The 18,767-nt window shown below is 72.3% G+C and carries 15 protein-coding genes; 4 read left to right on the forward strand and 11 right to left on the reverse strand.

Going from position 1 to position 18,767, the window contains the following annotated elements; all coding sequences use genetic code 11:
* Positions 1-200: 200 nt before the first annotated feature.
* Positions 201-3,098: a BTAD domain-containing putative transcriptional regulator gene (locus ACGFZK_RS11035; protein WP_393848576.1), complete on the forward strand. Its 2,898-nt coding sequence runs from the start codon at positions 201-203 to the stop codon at positions 3,096-3,098.
* A 205-nt stretch (positions 3,099-3,303) separates the two neighbouring features.
* Here ACGFZK_RS11035 and ACGFZK_RS11040 read toward each other — a convergent pair whose 3' ends face one another.
* On the reverse strand, positions 3,304-3,948 hold the full coding sequence (locus ACGFZK_RS11040; RefSeq protein WP_393848577.1) for a dihydrofolate reductase family protein: 645 nt from the start codon (positions 3,946-3,948) through the stop codon (positions 3,304-3,306).
* A gap of 26 nt (positions 3,949-3,974) precedes the next feature.
* Positions 3,975-4,688 carry a flavodoxin family protein gene (locus tag ACGFZK_RS11045; RefSeq protein ID WP_393848578.1) on the reverse strand — a complete coding sequence of 238 codons (714 nt, stop codon included), beginning with the start codon at positions 4,686-4,688 and terminating at the stop codon, positions 3,975-3,977.
* 98 nt (positions 4,689-4,786) lie between these two features.
* Between ACGFZK_RS11045 and ACGFZK_RS11050 the strand changes: the two genes are divergently transcribed.
* The gene (locus ACGFZK_RS11050) at positions 4,787-5,362 is read left to right on the forward strand and encodes a PadR family transcriptional regulator (protein WP_393848579.1); all 576 of its coding nucleotides are present in this window, start codon (positions 4,787-4,789) and stop codon (positions 5,360-5,362) included.
* Between the two features lie 69 nt (positions 5,363-5,431).
* Here the strand turns inward: ACGFZK_RS11050 and ACGFZK_RS11055 are convergent, their stop codons facing one another.
* The 8 genes from ACGFZK_RS11055 to ACGFZK_RS11090 all read right to left on the reverse strand — a co-directional run bounded on the left by ACGFZK_RS11055 (position 5,432) and on the right by ACGFZK_RS11090 (position 14,816).
* Positions 5,432-5,644, reverse strand: coding sequence for an EF-hand domain-containing protein (locus ACGFZK_RS11055; RefSeq protein WP_393848580.1), 213 nt, complete (start codon positions 5,642-5,644; stop codon positions 5,432-5,434).
* Positions 5,645-5,766: 122 nt separating this feature from the next.
* The gene (locus tag ACGFZK_RS11060) at positions 5,767-6,954 is read right to left on the reverse strand and encodes a YncE family protein (RefSeq protein ID WP_393848581.1); all 1,188 of its coding nucleotides are present in this window, start codon (positions 6,952-6,954) and stop codon (positions 5,767-5,769) included.
* The gene (locus tag ACGFZK_RS11065) at positions 6,951-7,751 is read right to left on the reverse strand and encodes a polysaccharide deacetylase family protein (protein ID WP_393848582.1); all 801 of its coding nucleotides are present in this window, start codon (positions 7,749-7,751) and stop codon (positions 6,951-6,953) included. The genes ACGFZK_RS11060 and ACGFZK_RS11065 overlap by 4 nt, the downstream gene beginning before the upstream one ends.
* 363 nt (positions 7,752-8,114) lie before the next feature.
* Positions 8,115-8,627 (reverse strand): ATP-binding protein, encoded by a 513-nt coding sequence (locus ACGFZK_RS11070; protein ID WP_393848583.1) that lies wholly within the window; start codon positions 8,625-8,627, stop codon positions 8,115-8,117.
* Between the two features lie 255 nt (positions 8,628-8,882).
* A complete protein-coding gene (locus ACGFZK_RS11075) occupies positions 8,883-9,650 on the reverse strand; it encodes an enoyl-CoA hydratase/isomerase family protein (protein ID WP_393848584.1) in 768 nt (255 codons plus the stop codon).
* Between the two features lie 83 nt (positions 9,651-9,733).
* Positions 9,734-10,972 (reverse strand): Ig-like domain-containing protein, encoded by a 1,239-nt coding sequence (locus ACGFZK_RS11080; protein WP_393848585.1) that lies wholly within the window; start codon positions 10,970-10,972, stop codon positions 9,734-9,736.
* Between the two features lie 180 nt (positions 10,973-11,152).
* Positions 11,153-13,450, reverse strand: a complete 2,298-nt coding sequence (locus ACGFZK_RS11085; protein WP_393848586.1) for a choice-of-anchor A family protein — start codon at positions 13,448-13,450, stop codon at positions 11,153-11,155.
* Positions 13,451-13,595: 145 nt separating this feature from the next.
* Positions 13,596-14,816 (reverse strand): Ig-like domain-containing protein, encoded by a 1,221-nt coding sequence (locus ACGFZK_RS11090; RefSeq protein WP_393848928.1) that lies wholly within the window; start codon positions 14,814-14,816, stop codon positions 13,596-13,598.
* Positions 14,817-14,998: 182 nt separating this feature from the next.
* On the opposite strand from ACGFZK_RS11090, the gene glgX reads away from it, so the two are divergent.
* Both glgX and ACGFZK_RS11100 read left to right on the forward strand, forming a co-directional pair.
* Entirely contained in the window at positions 14,999-17,332 is a 2,334-nt protein-coding gene (gene glgX / locus ACGFZK_RS11095; protein ID WP_393848587.1) for a glycogen debranching protein GlgX, read from the forward strand.
* 124 nt (positions 17,333-17,456) lie between these two features.
* The gene (locus ACGFZK_RS11100; RefSeq protein ID WP_393848588.1) at positions 17,457-18,179 is read left to right on the forward strand and encodes a CDP-alcohol phosphatidyltransferase family protein; all 723 of its coding nucleotides are present in this window, start codon (positions 17,457-17,459) and stop codon (positions 18,177-18,179) included.
* Here the strand turns inward: ACGFZK_RS11100 and ACGFZK_RS11105 are convergent.
* Positions 18,160-18,663, reverse strand: a complete 504-nt coding sequence (locus ACGFZK_RS11105; RefSeq protein ID WP_393848589.1) for an adenylyltransferase/cytidyltransferase family protein — start codon at positions 18,661-18,663, stop codon at positions 18,160-18,162. The genes ACGFZK_RS11100 and ACGFZK_RS11105 overlap by 20 nt on opposite strands.
* Between the last annotated feature and the right edge of the window lie 104 nt (positions 18,664-18,767).

Here is an 18,767-nt window from a genome sequence, read left to right on the forward strand (position 1 = left end):
GGCCTTTTCGTCGGAGCGCCGGGGCGGTGCGTCCCCGGATACGCCGAGCGGGCCGTCCTCTCCGAGGGTGCGGCCGAAACGGAGGGGAATCCACCGGGATCCACCCCTGCTCCGGCGAGGCGGCCAGAGGTTACGATCGGCGCCCACCGGCAGCCGATCCCTCGGCCACCCGTCCGCCACGACGTGCCGCGGAGTCCACCATGACCTTGCTCGTCTCCCTGCTGGGTCCCGTACAAGTCACCTTCGGAGGCCGTGAGTTGGACCTCGGCGGGCCGTGCGGCAGGAGGCTGCTGACGGCGCTCGCCCTGGAGGCCGGGCGGGCGGTGCCGGTCGCGGGACTCGCTCAGGCGGTGTGGGACGACCCGCCGGCCACGGCGCGGGAGCAGCTGCAGAACGCCGCGGGGGCGCTGCGGCGACGCTTCGCGGAGGCCGGGGCCCCGGCGGACCCGGTGGTCCGCACCGAGGCCGGGTTCCTGCTCGATCCGGGCCACGCGGTCGTGGACGTACGGGAGTTCGCGCGGCTGCGGAGCGCCGCCAAGGCCGCCGCGGCCGCGGACGACCCGGCCGGATCCCGGGAGTTACTGGGCCGGGCCCTGGAATTGTGGCGGGCTCCGGCGGCCTTGGGCGGACTGCACGGACGGATCTTCGAAGCGGCCGCGGCCCGGCTGGGCCAGGAACGTCTGGACTGCGTCGAGGCGGCGCTGGCGGCGGACCTCGATCTAGGCCGGCACGCGGAGCTCTGCGCGGAGCTGGCCGCCCTCACCGCCGAGCACCCCCTGCGGGAGGGGCTGGTGGAGCTGCACGTGCTGGCCCTGTACCGCTCGGGCCGCCGCGCCGAGGCCCTGGCCGCGTACGCCTCGGCCCGGCGCCGGCTGGCGGAGTCGGCCGGCCTGGACCCGCGTCCCGAACTGCGCGCCCTGCACGCCGCGGTCCTCGCCGACGCGGTGCCGCCGCACCGGCCGGAGCCGGGGCCCGGAGCACCACCTCCCCTCGGAGCCCGGCTGCCCGCCGCCCCGGAGGTGTTCGCCGGGCGTCGGGACGAGGCGGAACGCCTGCGGCGGGGACTGCGGGGCGGCGGGGGCGCGGCCTTCCTGGTCACCGGGGCGGCCGGCATCGGCAAGACCGCACTCGCCCTGCAGGTCGCGCACGGCCTGCGCCGGGAGTTCCCCGACGGGCAGCTCTACGCCGACCTGCGCGGCGCCGACCGGAACGCCGCGGCGGACCCGGCCGAGGTCCTGGCCGCCTTCCTGCGGGGCCTCGGCGTGGTCGGCCCGGCGGTGCCCGCCGGCGCCGGGGAGCGGGCGGCCCTGTACCGGAGCCTGCTGGCCGGGCGGCGGGTGCTGGTGCTGCTGGACGACGCGGCCGACGCGGCCCAGGTCCGGGCGCTGCTGCCCGGGGCCGCGCCCGGCTGCGCCGTACTGGTCACCGCCCGGCACCGGCCGGCCGGCCCGGACCGCCCGGACCGGCGGGCCGTCGTCGAACTGCCCCTGCTGGACGCACCCGACGCGCTCGGGCTGCTCGGGCGGATCGCCGGGACCGGGCGGCCGGCCGCCGAGCCGCAGGCCGCGCGAGAGCTCGTGCGGCTGTGCGGCGGGCAGCCGCTCGCGCTGCGGCTCGTCGGCGCCGAACTGGCCGCGCTCCCCCACCGGGACCTGGCCCGGCTGGCCACCCGGCTGGGCGACGAACGGTCCCGGCTGGACGTGCCGGACGGGGTGCGGGCGGGGCTGCGGATCGGCTACCGGGCCCTGCCGGCCCCGGCCCGGACCCTGCTGCGCGGCCTGGCCTCGCTGGAGGGCCCGGACTTCGCCGCGTGGACGGCCGCGGCCGTGCTGGAGCGCCCCGTGCGGGACGCGCAGGACGCGCTGGACGCCCTGGCGGCGGCGCACCTGCTGGAGGCGGCCGGCCGCGACGAGGCGGGGCAGCTGCGGTACCGCATGCACGATCTGGTCCGGGCCTTCGGGCGGGAGCTCGCCGGTCCGGAAGCGGGAGCCCCGGTGGCGCGCCGCGTCCTGTCCTGCTGGGTGACGCTGGTCCGCGAGGGGCGGCGGGCCCACCAGGGGGTGGACTATCCGGGGCTGGCGCACCGCACGGCCGCCTGGGTGCCGGATCCGGCCGTGCTCGCCGGGCCGCGGGCCGAACCGGTGCGCTGGCTGGGGGCCGAGCGCGAAGCCCTGGCCGCGGCGGTGCGCCAGGCCGCGCGGGTGGACCCGTACGCCTGCTGGGAACTCGCGGCGGCCGCGGAGTACCTCTTCGACCTGCGCGGTGACCTGGCCGGCTGGCAGGCGGTCCAGGAGCAGGGGCTGGCCGCCGCCCGGGCCGTCGGGGACGTGACCGGTGAGGCGGTGATGCTGGTGGGCCTGGCCCGGCAGCGGGTCCGCCGCGAGGAGTGGGAACCGGCCCGGGCCGTACTCACCACCGGGCAGGCGTTGTTCGAGGAGGTCGGGGACGCGCACGGGGCGGCGTACGCGGGCCGGCCGCTGTCCTGTCTCGACCGGATCCAGGGCCGGCTCGACGAGGCGGTGCGGCGCTGCCGGAGCGGCGCCGCGGTCTTCGAGGCGGCCGGTGACCGGTACGGCCGGGCCCATTCCCTGCGCGGCATCGGCCAGGTGCTGCTCGCCCGCGGCGAGCCGCAGGAGGCACTGCAGGTGCTGCGCGAGGCCCTTGCGGTGGCGGAGGCGAACGGCGCCGCCTGGCCCCGGATGTGCATGCTCCGCTGGGTGGCCGAGGCGCTGCGGATGCTCGGCCGGCCGGCCGAGGCGGCGGCGGGTTTCCGGGAGGTCCTGGCCCATGCCCGCGGCTCGGGCGATCTCGCGGCGGAGAGCGCGGCCCGCATCGGGCTGGGCCGGATCGCCCTGGACGGCGGGGAGGTGGCCGAGGCGGTGCGGCAGTTGCGGGCGGCGGACGAGCTGGGCCGCCGTTCGGGCCGGAGCCTGGTACGGGCCCTGGCGGTGGAGCCCCTGGCCCGCGCCCTGCTGGCTTCGGGGGACGCGGCGGGGGCCCGGGCGGTACTGGAGGAGACGCTCGCCAGCTGCCGCCGGATGAACGCGCGTCCCCTGCTGGCACGGCTGGAATCGGCGCTGGCTCAGGTGCCGGCCTAAGGGCTGTCCCGTAATCCCAGGCGGGCGCGCGACGCCAGCTACGGCACCTCGCCGCGTTGTCGGCAACGTCCAGATACGCCCAGTATGAGGACGTGCCTCCGCCTTGCGATGCACCGCATCTGACGCCGCACGCTGATCCACCCGGGATGACGGGACAGCCCTTAGAGGGTGTCTTCCCGGTCCTGCCGATCGGGCCGGGCTCGCGTCACCTGTGCCAGAACAGGTGGTGCGTCACGCCGCTGGGGCTGGGAACGACGTCGAGGTGGAATCGGTCGAGCAGCTCGTCGGGGGACTCCCAGAGCCTCGCCCCGGATCCGATCTCCAGCGGCGAGACGGCCACGTGCAGGGTGTCGACGAGATCGGCGTCGAGGAACGCACGGATGGTGGTGGCCCCGCCGCCGAGGCGGACGTCCTTGCCCCGTGCCGCCTCCCGGGCCGCGGCGAGGACCGTGGCCGGGTCGTCGTCGACGAAGTGGAACGTGGTGTCGGAGAGCGTGAACGACGGACGCGTGTGGTGGGTCATGACGAACACGGGGGTGTGGAAGGGAGGCTCCTCACCCCACCAGCCGCGCCAGTCGTGGTCGGTCCAGGGCCCGCGCTGGGGCCCGAACTTGTTGCGGCCCATGATCTCGGCGCCGATGTTGCGTGCGTAGTCCCGCGTGAAGTAGTCGTCGAGGCCCCGGCTCCCGCCGGGGGCGGTCCGCATGGGCCAGCTCGCCGTGGCTCCGGCCCAGGCGAACATCTCCCCGGGATCCGCGTCTCCGAACGGCCGCTCGAGGCTCTGGTGCTCGCCGGCGCCGAATCCGTCGCGCGAGACGTTGAAGTTCTGGACTCTCAGCAGTTGCTCCACGGTGGCGGACCTCTCCGGGCGCGGGCTCAGCGGTGCTCGGGGTTGGGGAAGTCGAAGCGGCAGCCCGCGTCCCACAGGGAGCGCTGGTTGCCGTGCGCCGGAATGCCGCCCGAGCGCTTGAGGAGGGCGGCCAGGTGCATGAGGTTCCAGGACATGAAGGCGGTGTTGCGGTTGGTGAAGTCGTTCTCCGGGCCGCCCGAGCCGGGATCCAGGTAGGAGGGGCCGGGTCCGGCCTCGCCGATCCAGCCCGCGTCGGCCTGCGGCGGGATCACGTAGCCGAGGTGCTGGAGGCTGTAGAGGATGTTCATGGCGCAGTGCTTGACGCCGTCCTCGTTGCCGGTGATCAGCGCGCCGCCCACCCGCCCGTAGTAGGCGTACTGGCCCTGCTCGTTCAGCAGGGAGGAGCAGGCGTAGAGCCGCTCGATGACCTGCTTCATCACGGAGCTGTTGTCGCCGAGCCAGATGGGGCCGCACAGCACGAGGATGTCGGCGTCCATGACCTGGCTGTAGAGGACCGGCCACTGGTCGCTCTCCCAGCCGTGCTCGGTCATGTCGGGCCAGACCCCGGTCGCGATGTCGTGGTCGACGGCGCGGACGAGCGAGGTCCGGGCGCCGGCCGCTTCCATGACGGCGCGGCTCTTGTCGATCAGGCCCTCGGTGTTGCTGGCCTCGGGCGAACGTTTGAGGGTGCAGTTCACGTAGAGGGCGGTCAGGTCCGAGTAGTCGTATGCGGCAGCCACTCCCCCAGCGTGGGCAGGGCTGCCCGGTGCCGCCACCGGGGGACGGCCGTACGGAGGCGGCCTCGGGGCCCGCGCCGCCGCGAACCTAGGATGACCGCATGTCGCTCCCGCACGCCATCCTCACCGCCCTGCTCGAGAAGCCCTCGTCCGGGCTGGAGCTGACCCGGCGGTTCGACAAGTCGATCGGATACTTCTGGTCGGCGACGCACCAGCAGATCTACCGCGAGCTGGGTCGGCTGGAGGAGTCCGGGCTGATCCGGGAACTGCCCAGCGAGGTGCCCGTGCGCGGGCAGAAGAAGGAGTACGAGGTGCTGCCGGCCGGCGGCGCGGAGCTGGCGCGGTGGGTCGGCGAGAGCCAGGACCCCAAGCCGATGCGTGACCCCCTGCTGCTGCGGATCCGCGCGGCGGGTGTCGTGGGGCCCCAGGGGCTCGGTCCCGAGCTGCGGCGCCACCTGGAGCTGCACCGCGATCAGCTCGCGCAGTACGAGGCCATCGAGGAGAAGGACTTCCCGCCGGGGCGGGACGCCGTGGAGGACCGGCTGCGGCGGCTCGTGCTGCACGGCGGGATCGCGCTGGAGTCGTTCTGGCTGCACTGGCTGGAGGAGGCCCTCGCCGAGGTCGAGGACATGTCCGGCGGGCCGGCCACAGACCCGAAGCACGGCGCTGAGGCCTGAGGGCCTGAGGGCCTGAGCACGCTGCCGCCCCCGCTCCGGCGGACCGGGGCGGGGGCGGCAGCGGAGGGACTACTTGTTCAGGGAGGCCCAGAACTCGTCGAAGCTCAGCAGGCCGTCACCGTTCGCGTCCTTGGCGGCGATCACGGCGTCCGCGACGGGGCCGGTGACGTACGGGTCGCCCATGGCCGCCATGGCCGCCTTGAACTCGTCGGCCGTGACGAAGCCGTCACCGTTCGCGTCGAACTTGCCGAACGTCGTCCGCGCGTTCTCGATGTCCGCCACTGGGTCCACTCCTTCATGATGCCTTGTTGACCGGCTCAGGGTAGCGGCCTCCCCGATCGGCCCCCGCCTCGGGTCCCGCACCGGCTCCGGCCCGGCTCCCTCGCGGTTCCGTCCCGGTTGCGTCAGCGGAAGATGCCGGTGTGGCCGAGCGAGTAGCGGCCGGGCTGCGGGTACACGGCGAGGCCGTGCGGTCCGCCGCCCACCGGGATCCGGGCGAGCTGCTTGCCGGTCCGGGTGTCGATCGCGTAGACCTCGGAGTTGTACCGGCCCGACAGCCACAGCACCTTGCCGTCGGCGGAGACCCCGCCCATGTCGGGGCTGCCGCCGTCCGGCAGCGTCCACTTCTTGGTGAGCTTGTTCTCCGGGAAGTTGAAGACCGAGATCGTGCCTTCGCCCCGGTTGGAGACGTACATCTCCTTGGAGTCGCGGCTCACGTAGAGGCCGTGGCAGCCCTTCCCCGTGGGCAGCAGCTTGGGGGTCTCGAACGCGTCCCCGCCGAGCACCCACATGCCGTGCGCCATCATGTCCGCGACGTAGAAGGTCTTCCCGTCCGGGGAGACCTTGACGTCCTGCGGCATCGCGCCCTCGAACGGCAGCTTCTGCTGACCGACGACCTCCATCCGCTCGGTGTCGACCTTGAGGAGCTCACCGGAGAACTCGCAGCTCACGATGAAGTAGCGCCCGTCGGCGGAGAAGTCCGCGTGGTTGACGCCGTAGCAGGTCACGGGGACCGTCTTCACCCGGTCCATCGTGTGCGGGTCGCGGAAGACCAGCTCCTTGTCCATCGAGGCCATGACGATCGCGTACTTGCCGTTCGGCGTGAAGTACAGGTTGTACGGGTCGTGCACCTCGACGGGCTTTCCCGCCTCGCCGGTGGCCGGGTTGATCGGGGTGAGGGTGTGCCCGCGGTTGTTGTTCACCCACAGGGTCTTCAGGTCCCAGGAGGGGACCACGTGCTGGGGCTGGACCCCGACCGGGATGGTGTCGATGACCTGGTAGGTCGCCGGGTCGATGACGGACACCGTGTTGGAGTTGGTGTTCGGTACGTAGACCCGTGACGGGAAGTCCTTGACCACGGGGGAGAGCTTGTTCGGCCGGTCCGCCGCGTAGACGTCGTTCGGATCGAGGACCGGCGGCATGCCGGGCAGACCGGGCGGGGCGGCCGGCGCGGCCTTGACGGGCTTGGCCGGGCCCTTGGTGCCGAGCGCCTCGGCGGGTCCCTTGTCGGCTGATCCGCAGCCGGCCAGGGCTGCGAGGACCAGCCCTGCCAGCAGCACGCCGGCAGTCCGGGGAAGGCGGGTGGTCGTCATGGGGTCAGCAGCTCCGTGGTGGTCACCGCGCGCAGTTTGCGGCGCGCGAGTTCTTCGAGGAGGGGAGGCATCGCGTCGACCGTGTCCGCGTAGCCGAAGTGCAGGCTCACCACCGATCCGGGCCGGATCGTCCCGGTGACGGTGCGGATGACGGCCGCGGCGCCGGGCGAGGTGAAGTCGAGGGAGTCCACGTCGTACGAGAGGACGTGCGGGTAGCCCGCCCGCTGGGCCAGTTTCTGGACGAGCGGGGTCGCGTACTGGGTCTGGGAGGGCCGGAACCAGGTGCCGATGGAGCCGGTGAGCCGCTTGAGCCGCTGGGCGCAGCCGGTGATCTCGGCATAGGCCTCCGCCTCGGGCATGTCGTTGATCGCGAGGTGGTGCTGGGTGTGGTTGCCGAGCTCGTGACCCCCGTCGAGGACGCGGCGGGCCAGCTCCGGGTGGGCGTCGAGCCAGGATCCGATCGCCAGTACGGTCACCCGCGCACCGCCCTTCTCGGCCGCGGCCAGCACGGCCCGGGCGATGGCGGGGTCCCCGTTGCCGTGGAAGGTGAGGGCGACCCGGGGGCGCTCGCGCGGACCGTGGCCGATTTCGACGGGCTGCCCTGCGAACCGGCGCGGGGCGGCGGCCGGAGCCGCCTGTGCCGGGCGGGCCGGGTGAGCCGGAGCCGGCGGCGAGCCGGAGGACGCGGTGGCGGGCCGGCCCGGGCCGCAGGCGGTGGTGAGACCGGCCGCGGCGGCGCCGGCCGTCCCGAGAGCGGCCGCGCGCAGGGCTGCGCGGCGGCCTGGTTGTGAGAGCACCTGCCCATTTAAGGGGTGGATGACCCGGAAGGTAATGATTGACCCAATTCAAGACGGTCGCCAAAAAGGGCCGATCAGGTGATCGGGTCGCTAAGTGATCAACGATTCACACAGAGCAGCCGATACTTATTCATAGATTACGAGGTGAGTGGCCCATCTCACCTAGGATTTAGCTAGAAAGTCTTATGATTTGCCCACTTATGTCCAACTAGGGACTTTTGGCGTTTGGGGCCTCGTCTGCCATAGTCGGAACCACGGCTTCCCATTGACCCGAGCGAAGTCACCACGCCGAGGATCACACCCCCTTCGATCCTCGGCGCACCCATGAAGCCCCCCGATCGCCCCATACGGCGCGCGGGGGCTTCAGGCGTTCTGGCGGTCGGCGACCCGCATCTCGAACCAGGTGATCTTTCCGCGCGGCAGCAGGTCCGCGCCCCAGCGGTCGGACAGCTTGTCGACGAGGAAGAGCCCCCGGCCGGTGGTGTCCATCTCGTGGACCGGCATCAGGCAGGGCAGTCCGCGCGACGGGTCGCGCACCTCCACCCGGAGCCAGCCGCGCCGGCGCAGCATGCGTAAGCCGAAGGAGCGGGCCCCGGTGTGCCGGACCGCGTTGCCGACGAGCTCGGAGACCAGCAGGACGGCGTGCTCGGCGATCTGCGGCGAGAGGCCCCAGAGACGGATCACCACGCACTGGGTGAGCCGCCGCGCGGTGCTCGCCGACTCCGGCATGGACGGCAACGTCACTTCGGCCTCGGCCGGATTTCCGTACAATTCCAGCGCCTTGAGGCCCTGTTCGTCCTCCAGTGCCGCCGTGAGCCGTACCGCCGAAGCGCTGCCGCGCTGCCGCGGCTGTTCCACACCCTCCAGGCCCGCCATGCACCCATCATGGACGGCCGAGCCACCGCGCCGGGCCGTTCCACAGGAAAACACCCCCCGGATTCAACGAATCCAAGGGGGTGTTCTGTCATATGCGGGAGGCAACAAGGAGGCCTCTTCATCCACGTTGACCTGCGGTGACGCACCGCACGGGAGTGATCACAGCAAGTGGATCACCGTTTCTCCTTAAGGCTGCCTTAAGGCCTGGCTAATCCACCCCCACGGAGGACCACAGCACCGCCCGGGGGGCTCGGCTCAGACGAACTTCGCCTTGCCCGGGCCCTCTTCGACGAAACTGCGCATACCGCGCTCGCGGTCCTCGGTGGCGAACAGGCCCGCGAACCAGTTGCGTTCGATGGTGAGCCCGGTGTCGATGTCGGCCTCCAGACCCGCGTCCACGCACTCCTTGGCGGCGCGCAGCGCGATCGCCGGACCCTGCGCCAGCTTGGCGGCCCAGGCGTGCGCCTGCTCGTACACCTCGGCGGCGGGCACCACGCGGTCGACCAGGCCCAGGGCCAGCGCCTCGTCGGCCTTGACCATGCGCCCGGTGAAGATCAGGTCCTTGGCCTTGGACGGCCCGACCAGACGCGAGAGCCGCTGAGTGCCGCCCGCGCCCGGGATCAGGCCGAGCAGGATCTCGGGCTGGCCGAGCTTCGCGTTGTCGGCGGCGATCCGGTAGTCGGCGCACAGCGCGAGTTCGCAACCGCCGCCCAGCGCGTAGCCGGTGATGGCCGCGACGACGGGCTTGGGGATCCGGGCGACGGCGGTGAAGGCGTCCTGGAGCGCGCGGGACCGGGCGACCATCGCCGCGTGGTCCATCGTCTGCATCTCCTTGATGTCCGCGCCCGCCGCGAACACCTTCTCGCCGCCGTAGATGATGACCGCGCGGACGTCGGCCCGGTCGGTCGCCTCCACCGCGAGCTCGCGCAGCCGGTCCTGGGTGGCGATGTCCAGGGCGTTCATGGGCGGCCGGTCCAGGCGGATGGTGCCGACGCCTTCGGAGACTTCGAGAGAGAGGGTCATACGGGTCAGGTTAGCGTCGGTTAACGTGAAGTGGCCCGGTGCTGTGGGTCACAGCACCGGGCCACTTCACGTACGCGCCGTGGTTACTTGGTCCACTCCGCCCACGGCATGTTCCAGCCGTTGAGGCCGTTGTCCGGGGCGATCTGCTTGTCCTTCGAGTTCTTCACGATGACCACGTCGCCGATCAGCGACTCGTTGAAGAACCAGGCCGCCGGGGCGTCGGGGTCGCCGCCGCCGCGCTGGTCGCGCAGGCCCACGCAGCCGTGGCTGACGTTCGCCGAGCCGAAGGTGCCGGAGGAGGCCCAGTAGTTGCCGTGGACGAAGGTGCCGGAGTTCGACAGGCGCATGGCGTGCGGGACGTCGGCGATGTCGTACTCGCCGCCGAAGCCGACGGTCGCGCCGTTCATCCGGGTCACCTTGTACTTCTCGCTGATGACCATCTGCCCGTTGTAGGTGGTCGTCGACGGGGCGCCCGCGGTGATCGGGACGGTCTTGAGGACCTGGCCGTCACGGACGACCTGCATCTCCTTCTCGCTCGCGTCCACGGTCGAGACCTGGGAGCGGCCGATGGTGAAGGTGACCGTACGGGTCTGCTTGCCGTAGACGCCCGGGCGCCCTTCGACTCCGTCCAGGGCGAGCTTCACGGTGACCTTGGTGCCCGCGGCCCAGTAGTTCTCGGGGCGGAAGTCGATGCGGTCGTTGCCGAACCAGTGGCCCTCGACCGGGACGGCCGGCTCGGCCGTCACCGTGATGGCCTTCTCGACGGCCTCGGGGTTGGTGATCCCGCGGGTGAAGTTGATCGAGACCGGCATGCCCACGCCGACGGTCGCGCCGTCCTCGGGCGTGTAGTGGCCCACGAAGGTGTTCGTCGGAGTCAGGGTGGTGAAGGTGGTGTCCTTGGCGGACTCCCGGCCTGCCTCGTCCTTGGCGACCGCGTGCACCTTGTACTCGGTGGCGGAGGCCAGGTGGCGGGCCGGCTCCCAGCTCGCGCCGTCGTCGGCGAGCTTGCCGTCGACCGCGTTGCCCTTGGTGTCGGCGACCGTCACCGTGGTGAGCTTGCCGCCCGTGCTCGTTATCTTCAGGACGCCGCTCGTGGCGACCTCCTTGGACCCGTCGTCGGGCTTGACGCTGACGACCGCCTTGGAGGCCTCGGTACCGGTCTTGCCGCCACCCCCGCCGTTGTCGCCGCCGCTGCCGCTGCTGTTGCCACCGCCACCACTGCAGGCGGTGGTGAACAGCAGGGCCGCCCCCAGCAGAAGGGCCGGCAGGCCGGTGCGGGCGCGGCCGCGTATCGGCTGCAGGTTCACTCGTGTTCTCCCCATGTCCCCCGCGCACGGACAGTCGCGCGCTTGTCGACAGGTAATCACAGGGAGGGATCACGATGAGCCACGGTCTTGTCACCGTTCCGTCCCAACTGAGGGGAGGGGCGGTGCGGCGGCTGCCCCCGGGGCCGGGGCGGGATGGTGATCAGGCCAAACCCGCGGGGGCGGCCGCCGAGGGGTTCAGGCCCGGGGGCCCTTCCGGTGCTTGGAGTGCTTCGGGTGCTTGGGGTGCTTGCCCTTGCCCTGGTCGCCCTTGGGGTGCTTGCCCTTGCCGTGGTCGCCCTTGGGGTGCTTGCCCTTGCCCTGGTCGCCCTTCGGGTGCTTGCCCTTGGGGTGCTTGGGGTGCTTGTCCTTCCCGTGGTCACCCTTCCCGTGGCCGTCCTTGCCGTGGTCGACGGGCTTGTTCCGCACCATGACCTCGATGCGCCGGTCCGGGGTGCCGATGTCCAGCCGCAGCGGTCCGGTGACCCGGTCGGCGGGCAGGACGTAGCCCGCGGGGACCGCCGTTTCGACCAGGTAGTACCAGCCCTCGCGGAGCGGGCCGAAGGTGCACACGCCGGTCCGGTCGGTGGTGCAGCCGGGAGCGGCCCGGCGGTCGGCGTTGATGCCGCGCGTCTGGAGGCCCGGGGTGTTGTTGGTCTCCTGCCACACCTCGAAGACCGCGCCGCGCAGCGGCTGCCTGGTCCTGGCGTCCTGCTTCACGACCCGGATCGAGCCCTCGTACTCCTCGCTCACCTGGGTGTTCGCGACGGTGACGACGACGCCGTCGGCCACGTCGCCCTGGTCCAGGTCGAACCGGGTGACCGGGTCGGCCGGGGTCTCGTACCCGGCCGGGGTGCCGGTCTCGCGCCAGTAGTACGTCTGCCCGATCGGCAGCTCCACCGTGCAGGTGCCCCGGGTGTCCGTCACGCAGACCCCGTCGAGGCGGGTGTCGGCGGGTGCCTCCGTCTGGAGCGCGGTGCGGCCGTTGCTCTCCCGCCAGAGTTCGAACTGCGCGCCGGCCAGCGGGAGGCCGGTGGCCCCGTCGGTCTTGCGCAGCACCACCCGTGCGGCCTCCGGCGGCGCGGGGGTGCGCTGGTTGTCCGCCACGTACCGGACCCCGGCCGAGGCGTTCCCGGCCGTGAGGTCCACCCGGTGGACCCGGTCGGCCGGCAGGTCGTAGCCGAGCGGCGCCCGCGTCTCGCGCCAGTAGTACGTACCGGGCCCGGTGGTCTGCTCGCAGACGCCGGTCGCCGGGGTGGTGCACTCGGCGACCAGGGTGTCGGCCCCCGGAGCGGTGTCCTGGAGGCCCTCCGTCCCGTTCGTCTCACGCCACAGTTCGAACTGCGCGCCCTGGAGCGCCGCGCCCGTCCCCGCATCCCGCTTGAGCACCGAGACCGTGCCGGTCACCGGGGCCGGGCCGCCGCACTCGGGCAGGTCGCCGTTGAAGGGGTAGGCGTGGAACTCCTGCCCGCCGCCCCCGGTCGTGCCGCTGCCGTGGGTGACGGAGCCGGTGGTGAAGAAGCGTCCGTTGATGCCGGGCAGGGTGACGGTGGTCTCCGAGGACCGCTGCCCCATCAGGAAGCTGCCCTGGAACTGGCCGCCGCCGGTCAGGTTCACGGTGGTGGCGTCCGGGAAGTTCCACAGCAGCCGGTCGCGGTAGCGGTTGAGGGGGTCGGTGTCCGCGAGGCCGCCGCTGTAGGTGCTGATCGTGCGGGTGGTGCCGAGGACGTTCACCAGGACGGTGGCCGTGGCCGGGATGCGGGTGAACCGGATGCCCTGCTGGCCGCCCCCGTTGCCGACCAGGTTCGCGTCGACGTTGAAGACCTGGAGCGCGGAGGAGTTGTCGCCGGTGAAGACGGTCTCGAAGCCGTTGTTCACGGTCGTGCCGGTGGCCGGGCGGAGCCGCCCGTCGACGCGGGCGTAGCACTGGCTGGCGGCGCTGAGCCGGTCGCGCAGTCCCGCGTACGGGGTGCCGGCGGCCGGGTCCGGGACCAGGCGGCCCGTCACCACGCCGGTGACGGGGCCCGCGTGCCGGACCACGCCGCCGTCGGCGAGCAGGCGTTCGCCGTCCGCGACGGTGATCGAGCCGCCGGTGGTGAGGAAGTCGGCGCCGCCGGGCGGGGGCACCCTCGATCCGGCGCCGACGATGCCGACGTTGTACCGGCTGTCCCCGTCCGCCTGCTTGTCCTGGTCGAAGTCGCCGAGGACGACGAGCCGGCCCTCGGCCTCGGAGGCCCGCCCGCGGACCCGGAAGTCGCCGCCCGCGAAGATGTTGATGCCGTTGTCGCGGCCCTGCGGGATGCCGTCGGTGCCGATGGGCGGGTAGCGGTCGGGGCAGTCGCCCGGGACGCAGGGCCCCAGCCCCCCGGGAAGCGGCGCTCTGGCGGCCACCGCCGGCCGGCCGCCACCGGGACCCTCCGCGAAGGCCGCGGGCGCGGGCGCGGAGGCCAGTACGGCTCCGATCGCGAGCCCGAGGGTCCAGTTCCTAGCTGACATGACGCTCCGTCCGTTGCCTGCTGGCCTGATGTGCCCTGACAGGCTGGGGGCAGGCTTCGGCGGGGCGCGGTGGGGACACTCTCGGCTACGGCATTTCGATCACACCGGTCACTCTCCCGGGCGTGGCCGGGAGAGTGACCGGTGCTCAGGCGATGGCGGAGCCGGCGACCCAGTCCGCCCAGGACATGTTCCAGCCGCCCAGCCCGTTGTCGGGGGCGACCGTCTTGTCCTGCGAGTTCACGACCTCCACCACGTCCCCGACCAGGGTCCGGTCGAAGAACCAGCCGGCCGGGGTGTCGGAGCCGCCTCCCTTGTCGTCGCGCAGGCCCACGCAGCCGTGGCTCAGGTTGGTGGTGCCGAAGGCGTCGGGGCTGGACCAGTAGTTCCCGTGCAGGAAGGTCCCGGAGTTGGTGAGCCGCATGGCGTGCGGGACGTCGGGGATGTCGTACTCGCCGCCGAAGCCGACGGTCTGGCCGTTCATGCGGGTGACGTCGAACATCTCCATCACCACCATCTTTCCGTTGTACGTGGTGGTCTTGGGCGCCCCGGCGCTGATGGGGACGGTCGACACCAGCTGCCCGTCCCGGCGGACCTCCATGGTGTGCGCGGCCGCGTCCACGGTGGAGACCTGGGAGCGGCCCACGGTGAAGGTGACGGTCTTGTCCTGGATGCCGTACGAGCCGGGCGCGCCCTCGATGTCGCGCAGGTCCATCTTCACGGTGACCCGGGTGCCGGCCTTCCAGTACTCCTTGGGCCGGAAGTCGAGCCGTTCCCGGCCGAACCAGTGGCCGACGACCTGCACGCCCGGGTCGGAGGTGACCGAAATGGCCCGCTCCACTTCGGCGCGGCGTTCGATGGCGCGGCTGAACCTGAAGGAGACGATCATGCCGGTGCCGACGGTCGAGCGGTTCTCGGGCTTGAAGTAGCCGATGAACCGCTCCTCGGGAACGTAGGTGGTGAAGGTGGTGTGGCGGGCCTGGCGGCGGTCGTGCCCGTCGAGGGCGACGGCGTCCACGGTGTACTTGGCCGCGAGCGCGAGCCGGCCGGACGCCGGGTCGGGGCTCCAGCTGAGCCCGTCGTCGGCGATGGCGCCGGGGACCTGTTCCTGCTGCGCGTCCTCCACCTTGGTCACCACCACCCGTTCGAGGCGGCCCTCGGGCACGGTGACCGACAGTCGTCCGTCCGCGGGGACCCCCTTCGCGTTGTCGTCGGGGGTGATGCGGATGGCCTCGTCCGGCGAGCGGGGTTTGCCGGGCAGCTGGATCTCGACCGGGGCCTTGCCGTCCTGGGTGCATCCGGCCAGCCCGCCCAGCAGGCCCGCCCATGCCGCCACGGCGGCCAAGCCCGCCCCTGCCCGCCTCGTCAGAAGTGTCACGATCCCTCCAACGACCGGGCCCTCCCGGGGAAACGTGAGCGCGGTCGACGTTCCGGGCAGAACTGTCCGGGCAGAACAGTGGGAAGGACCAGACGGGGGCGGGCCCAGGCCGGGACGCCGGGGCCGCACTCTCCCCTACCCCCGCCGGTACCCAGGAGCCGTGGAGGCGGGCAGTGTCGAGCGCAGCCGAGCAGGAGGCGGTGGAAGCCGTCAGCAATGCCGTCGAAGCGGTGCGGAGCGGCCATCCGCCGCTCGTACCGCAGATCGACGGCCGACCGCAGGAGCGGCCGAAGGAGCGGCCCAAGGAGCGATCGAACGGCCAGGTCAGGGGCCAGGTGGCACGGGTGCACGCGCGCCCGGGGGCACCGGTGTGGCCGGGGTCCTCGCATCCGCTGGGGGCCCGGTTCCATCACGGTCCGGACGGGACCGCGGGCACCAATTTCGCGCTGTGGGCGCAGGGCGCGGAGGCGGTGGAGGTCTGTCTCTTCGACGAGGCCGGCGCCGAGACCCGCTGCGCCCTGACGGAGCACACCCACGAGATCTGGCACGGGTTCGTGCCGGGCGTACGCCCCGGACAGCGGTACGGATTCCGGGTGCACGGCCGCTGGGATCCCTGGACGGGCGCCCGGTACAACCCGGCGAAGCTGCTCCTGGATCCGTACGCGCGGGCCGTGGACGGGGACTTCACGCTGCCCCCGGAGGTGTACGCGCACGTCCGGGACTGGCCGCAGCAGTACATCGCGGACACCGTGCGCGACGACCGGGACTCCGCGCCGTTCGTCCCGAAGGGCGTGGTCGTCCACGATGACGACGACTGGGCGGACGACGTCCGGCCGAAGACCCCGTGGGCCGATTCGGTGATCTACGAGCTGCACGTGCGCGGCTTCACGATGCGCCATCCGGGCATTCCCGAGGAACTGCGCGGCACCTACGCGGGCCTGGCCCACCCGGCGGCGATCGAGCACCTGACGAACCTGGGCGTGACGGCGGTCGAGCTGCTGCCGGTGCACCAGTTCGCGCACGAGGACCACCTGCTGCGCCGGGGGCTGCGCAACTACTGGGGCTACAACTCGATCGGCTACTTCGCCCCGCACGCGGGGTACTCGTCGAGCGGTACGGCCGGCCAGCAGGTCGGGGAGTTCAAGCGGATGGTCCGGGCCCTGCACGCCGCCGGGATCGAGGTCATCCTCGACGTGGTCTACAACCACACGGCGGAGGCGGGCGAGCTGGGTCCCACGCTGTCGCTGCGCGGGATCGACAACCGGGGCTACTACCGGCTCCAGTCCGACCAGCGGCGGTACTCCGACTACACGGGCTGCGGGAACACCCTGCACGCGGGGCGCCCGCACGTGCTGCGGCTGATCACGGACTCGCTGCGCTACTGGGTCACCGAGATGGGAGTGGACGGTTTCCGCTTCGACCTGGCGGCGGCACTGGCCCGCTCGATGCACGACGTGGACATGCTGTCGCCGTTCCTCGCGGTGATCGCCCAGGACCCGGTGCTGCGGCGGGTCAAACTCATCGCCGAGCCGTGGGACGTGGGCTCGGGCGGCTACCAGGTGGGGGCGTTCCCCCCGCTGTGGACGGAGTGGAACGACCGCTACCGCGATGCCGTACGGGACTTCTGGCGGGGCGCGCTGCCGGACGTACGGGACCTCGGGTACCGGCTGTCGGGATCGAGCGACCTGTACGCGTGGGGCGGACGGCGGCCGTACGCCTCGGTGAACTTCGTGACCGCGCACGACGGTTTCACCCTGCGCGACCTGGTCTCCTACGAGCGCAAGCACAACGAGGCGAACGGGGAGGCGAACCGGGACGGGACCCATGACAACCGGTCGTGGAACTGCGGGGCGGAGGGCGAGAGCGACGATCCCCGGATCGGCGTGCTGCGCCGGCGCCAGCTGCGCAACCTGCTCACCACGCTGCTGCTGTCGACGGGCGTGCCGATGCTGGTGGCCGGGGACGAGTTCGGGCGGACGCAGGACGGCAACAACAACGCGTACTGCCAGGACAACGAGACGGGGTGGGTGGACTGGTCGCTGCTGGAGGATCCGGCCTGGCAGTCGCTCTTCGCCCTGGCCTCGCGGCTGATCGCGCTGCGCCACGCCCATCCGGTGCTGCGGCGGCGGGCGTTCTTCTCCGGGCGCTCGCAGGGCGCGGACGGGCTGCGGGACCTGGCCTGGTTCACCCCGGCCGGTGCGGAGATGACGGAGCGGGACTGGTACGCGCCGGCCGCCGCGCTGGGGATGTACCTGTCGGGGCAGGACATCCCGGGCCGTGACGAGCGGGGCCGGCAGGTGACGGACGACAGCTTCCTCGCGCTGCTGCACACCGGGGACCGGCCGGTGGAGTGGGTCCTGCCGGGGGCGCCGTGGGCGGAGGTGTACGAGGTGGTCCTGGACACCTCCCTGGAGGCCCAGTCCGCCCCTCCCCGTACCCGGCACCGCGGCGGGCGGAGCATGACGGTCCCGGCGCGGTCGGTGCTGCTGCTGAAGGTGGTGAGCTGAGCCCGGCCGGCCCGAGGTGAACACGCCCGTCCCGCTGGTTCCGGACGTACCCGCAGATCCGGAACCAGTGCCCTCGTTCGTACTGCGATGATGTGTTCGACATCGTCTCGGAGGGGGTCCCTGCATGGGCAGAGTCACGACCGCGCTGCAGGAACTGCGCGGGGCGCAGAAGTCGGCGAAGGGGGTGTCGCTCTACTCCCGGTTCGTCAACCGGCCCGTCGGACGGTACCTGGCCGCCGGTTCGTACGCGCTGGGGCTCACGCCGAACCAGGTGACGCTGATCAGTGCGGCCTTCAGTTTCGCCGCCGTGGCCGCGGTCGCGTTCGCCGCGCCCTCGTGGGGGCTGGGGATCGCGGTGTGGGCCGCCCTCGCCGTCGGCTTCGCCTTCGACTCCGCGGACGGGCAGCTGGCCCGGCTGCGCGGGGGCGGCAGCGCGGCCGGCGAGTGGCTCGACCACGTCGTGGACGCCGCCAAGCTCACCGCCCTGCACTCGTGCGTGCTGATCGCCTTCTACCGCTTCCCCGGGGCGTACGGGACGGGTGGGGACGGCTGGCTGCTGGTGCCGCTGGGCTTCCAGTTCGCCGCGGTGGTGACCTTCTTCGGCGGGCTGCTGACCGAGAAGCTCAAACCGAAGCCGGCCCCCGGCAGCCCCGCCGCAGCGCCGTCGACCCTGCGCGCGGTGGCCCTGCTGCCGGTGGACTACGGGGTGTTCTGCCTGGTGTTCCTGCTGCTGGGCGGCGGGAAGCTGTTCACCTGGGCGTACGCGGGGCTGGGCGTGGTCGCCGTGCTGTTCCTGCTGGCGTTCCTCGCGAAGTGGTTCCGGGAGCTCAGCGCCGTTCGCCGGTGACCTGGCCCGGAGGCGTGGCGGGTTCCGCGAGCGCGTCCAGTGCCCGGCGCAGCTGGGTGCTGGAGGTGTGCACGGTGTAGGGGAAGTAGACGACGTCGACGCCGTGGGCGGCGAAGTCCTTCTCCAGCCGGTCGCCCTTGGGCGTGCCGCGCCAGTCGTCGCCCTTGAAGATGACGTCGAAGCGGACCTGCTTCCAGGTCTCCACCTTGTCGGGGACCGTCTCGACGAAGGCGGCGTCCACGTACTTGACGCTGCGGACGATCTCCAGCCGCTCGACCAGCGGGATCATCGGGCGGCGCCCCTTGGCGAGCTCGGCCATCTCGTCGGAGACCACTCCGGCGACGAGGTAGTCGCACTGGCTCCGGGCGTGCCGAAGGATGTTGAGGTGCCCTATGTGGAACAGATCGTAGGCGCCGGGCGCGTAGCCGACTCGATACGGCCTGCGCGAAGGCGCAGCAAGGTCGGACATGTCGTGCTCCGTCATCATTTACCCCCAGCAGCCACACCCCCCGGTGTAGCGGATTAGCAGACAATAGCGTGCACGTTCCGCACCACGTGGGTGAACGAATAGGGTGACGTGCGCATCAT

The sequence above is a fragment of the Streptomyces sp. NPDC048257 genome (assembly GCF_043201855.1).
In the GTDB taxonomy this organism is placed as follows: domain Bacteria; phylum Actinomycetota; class Actinomycetes; order Streptomycetales; family Streptomycetaceae; genus Streptomyces.

What these genes read in the sequence shown, in the direction of transcription:
- ACGFZK_RS11035 (WP_393848576.1), top strand. Translation starts at nt 201, where the DNA reads ATGACCTTGCTCGTCTCCCTGCTGGGTCCCGTACAAGTCACCTTCGGA.
- ACGFZK_RS11050 (WP_393848579.1), top strand. Translation starts at nt 4,787, where the DNA reads ATGTCGCTCCCGCACGCCATCCTCACCGCCCTGCTCGAGAAGCCCTCG.
- ACGFZK_RS11060 (WP_393848581.1), bottom strand. Translation starts at nt 6,954, where the DNA reads ATGACGACCACCCGCCTTCCCCGGACTGCCGGCGTGCTGCTGGCAGGG.
- ACGFZK_RS11070 (WP_393848583.1), bottom strand. Translation starts at nt 8,627, where the DNA reads ATGGCGGGCCTGGAGGGTGTGGAACAGCCGCGGCAGCGCGGCAGCGCT.
- ACGFZK_RS11075 (WP_393848584.1), bottom strand. Translation starts at nt 9,650, where the DNA reads ATGACCCTCTCTCTCGAAGTCTCCGAAGGCGTCGGCACCATCCGCCTG.
- ACGFZK_RS11080 (WP_393848585.1), bottom strand. Translation starts at nt 10,972, where the DNA reads ATGGGGAGAACACGAGTGAACCTGCAGCCGATACGCGGCCGCGCCCGC.
- ACGFZK_RS11085 (WP_393848586.1), bottom strand. Translation starts at nt 13,450, where the DNA reads ATGTCAGCTAGGAACTGGACCCTCGGGCTCGCGATCGGAGCCGTACTG.
- ACGFZK_RS11100 (WP_393848588.1), top strand. Translation starts at nt 17,457, where the DNA reads ATGGGCAGAGTCACGACCGCGCTGCAGGAACTGCGCGGGGCGCAGAAG.
- ACGFZK_RS11105 (WP_393848589.1), bottom strand. Translation starts at nt 18,663, where the DNA reads ATGACGGAGCACGACATGTCCGACCTTGCTGCGCCTTCGCGCAGGCCG.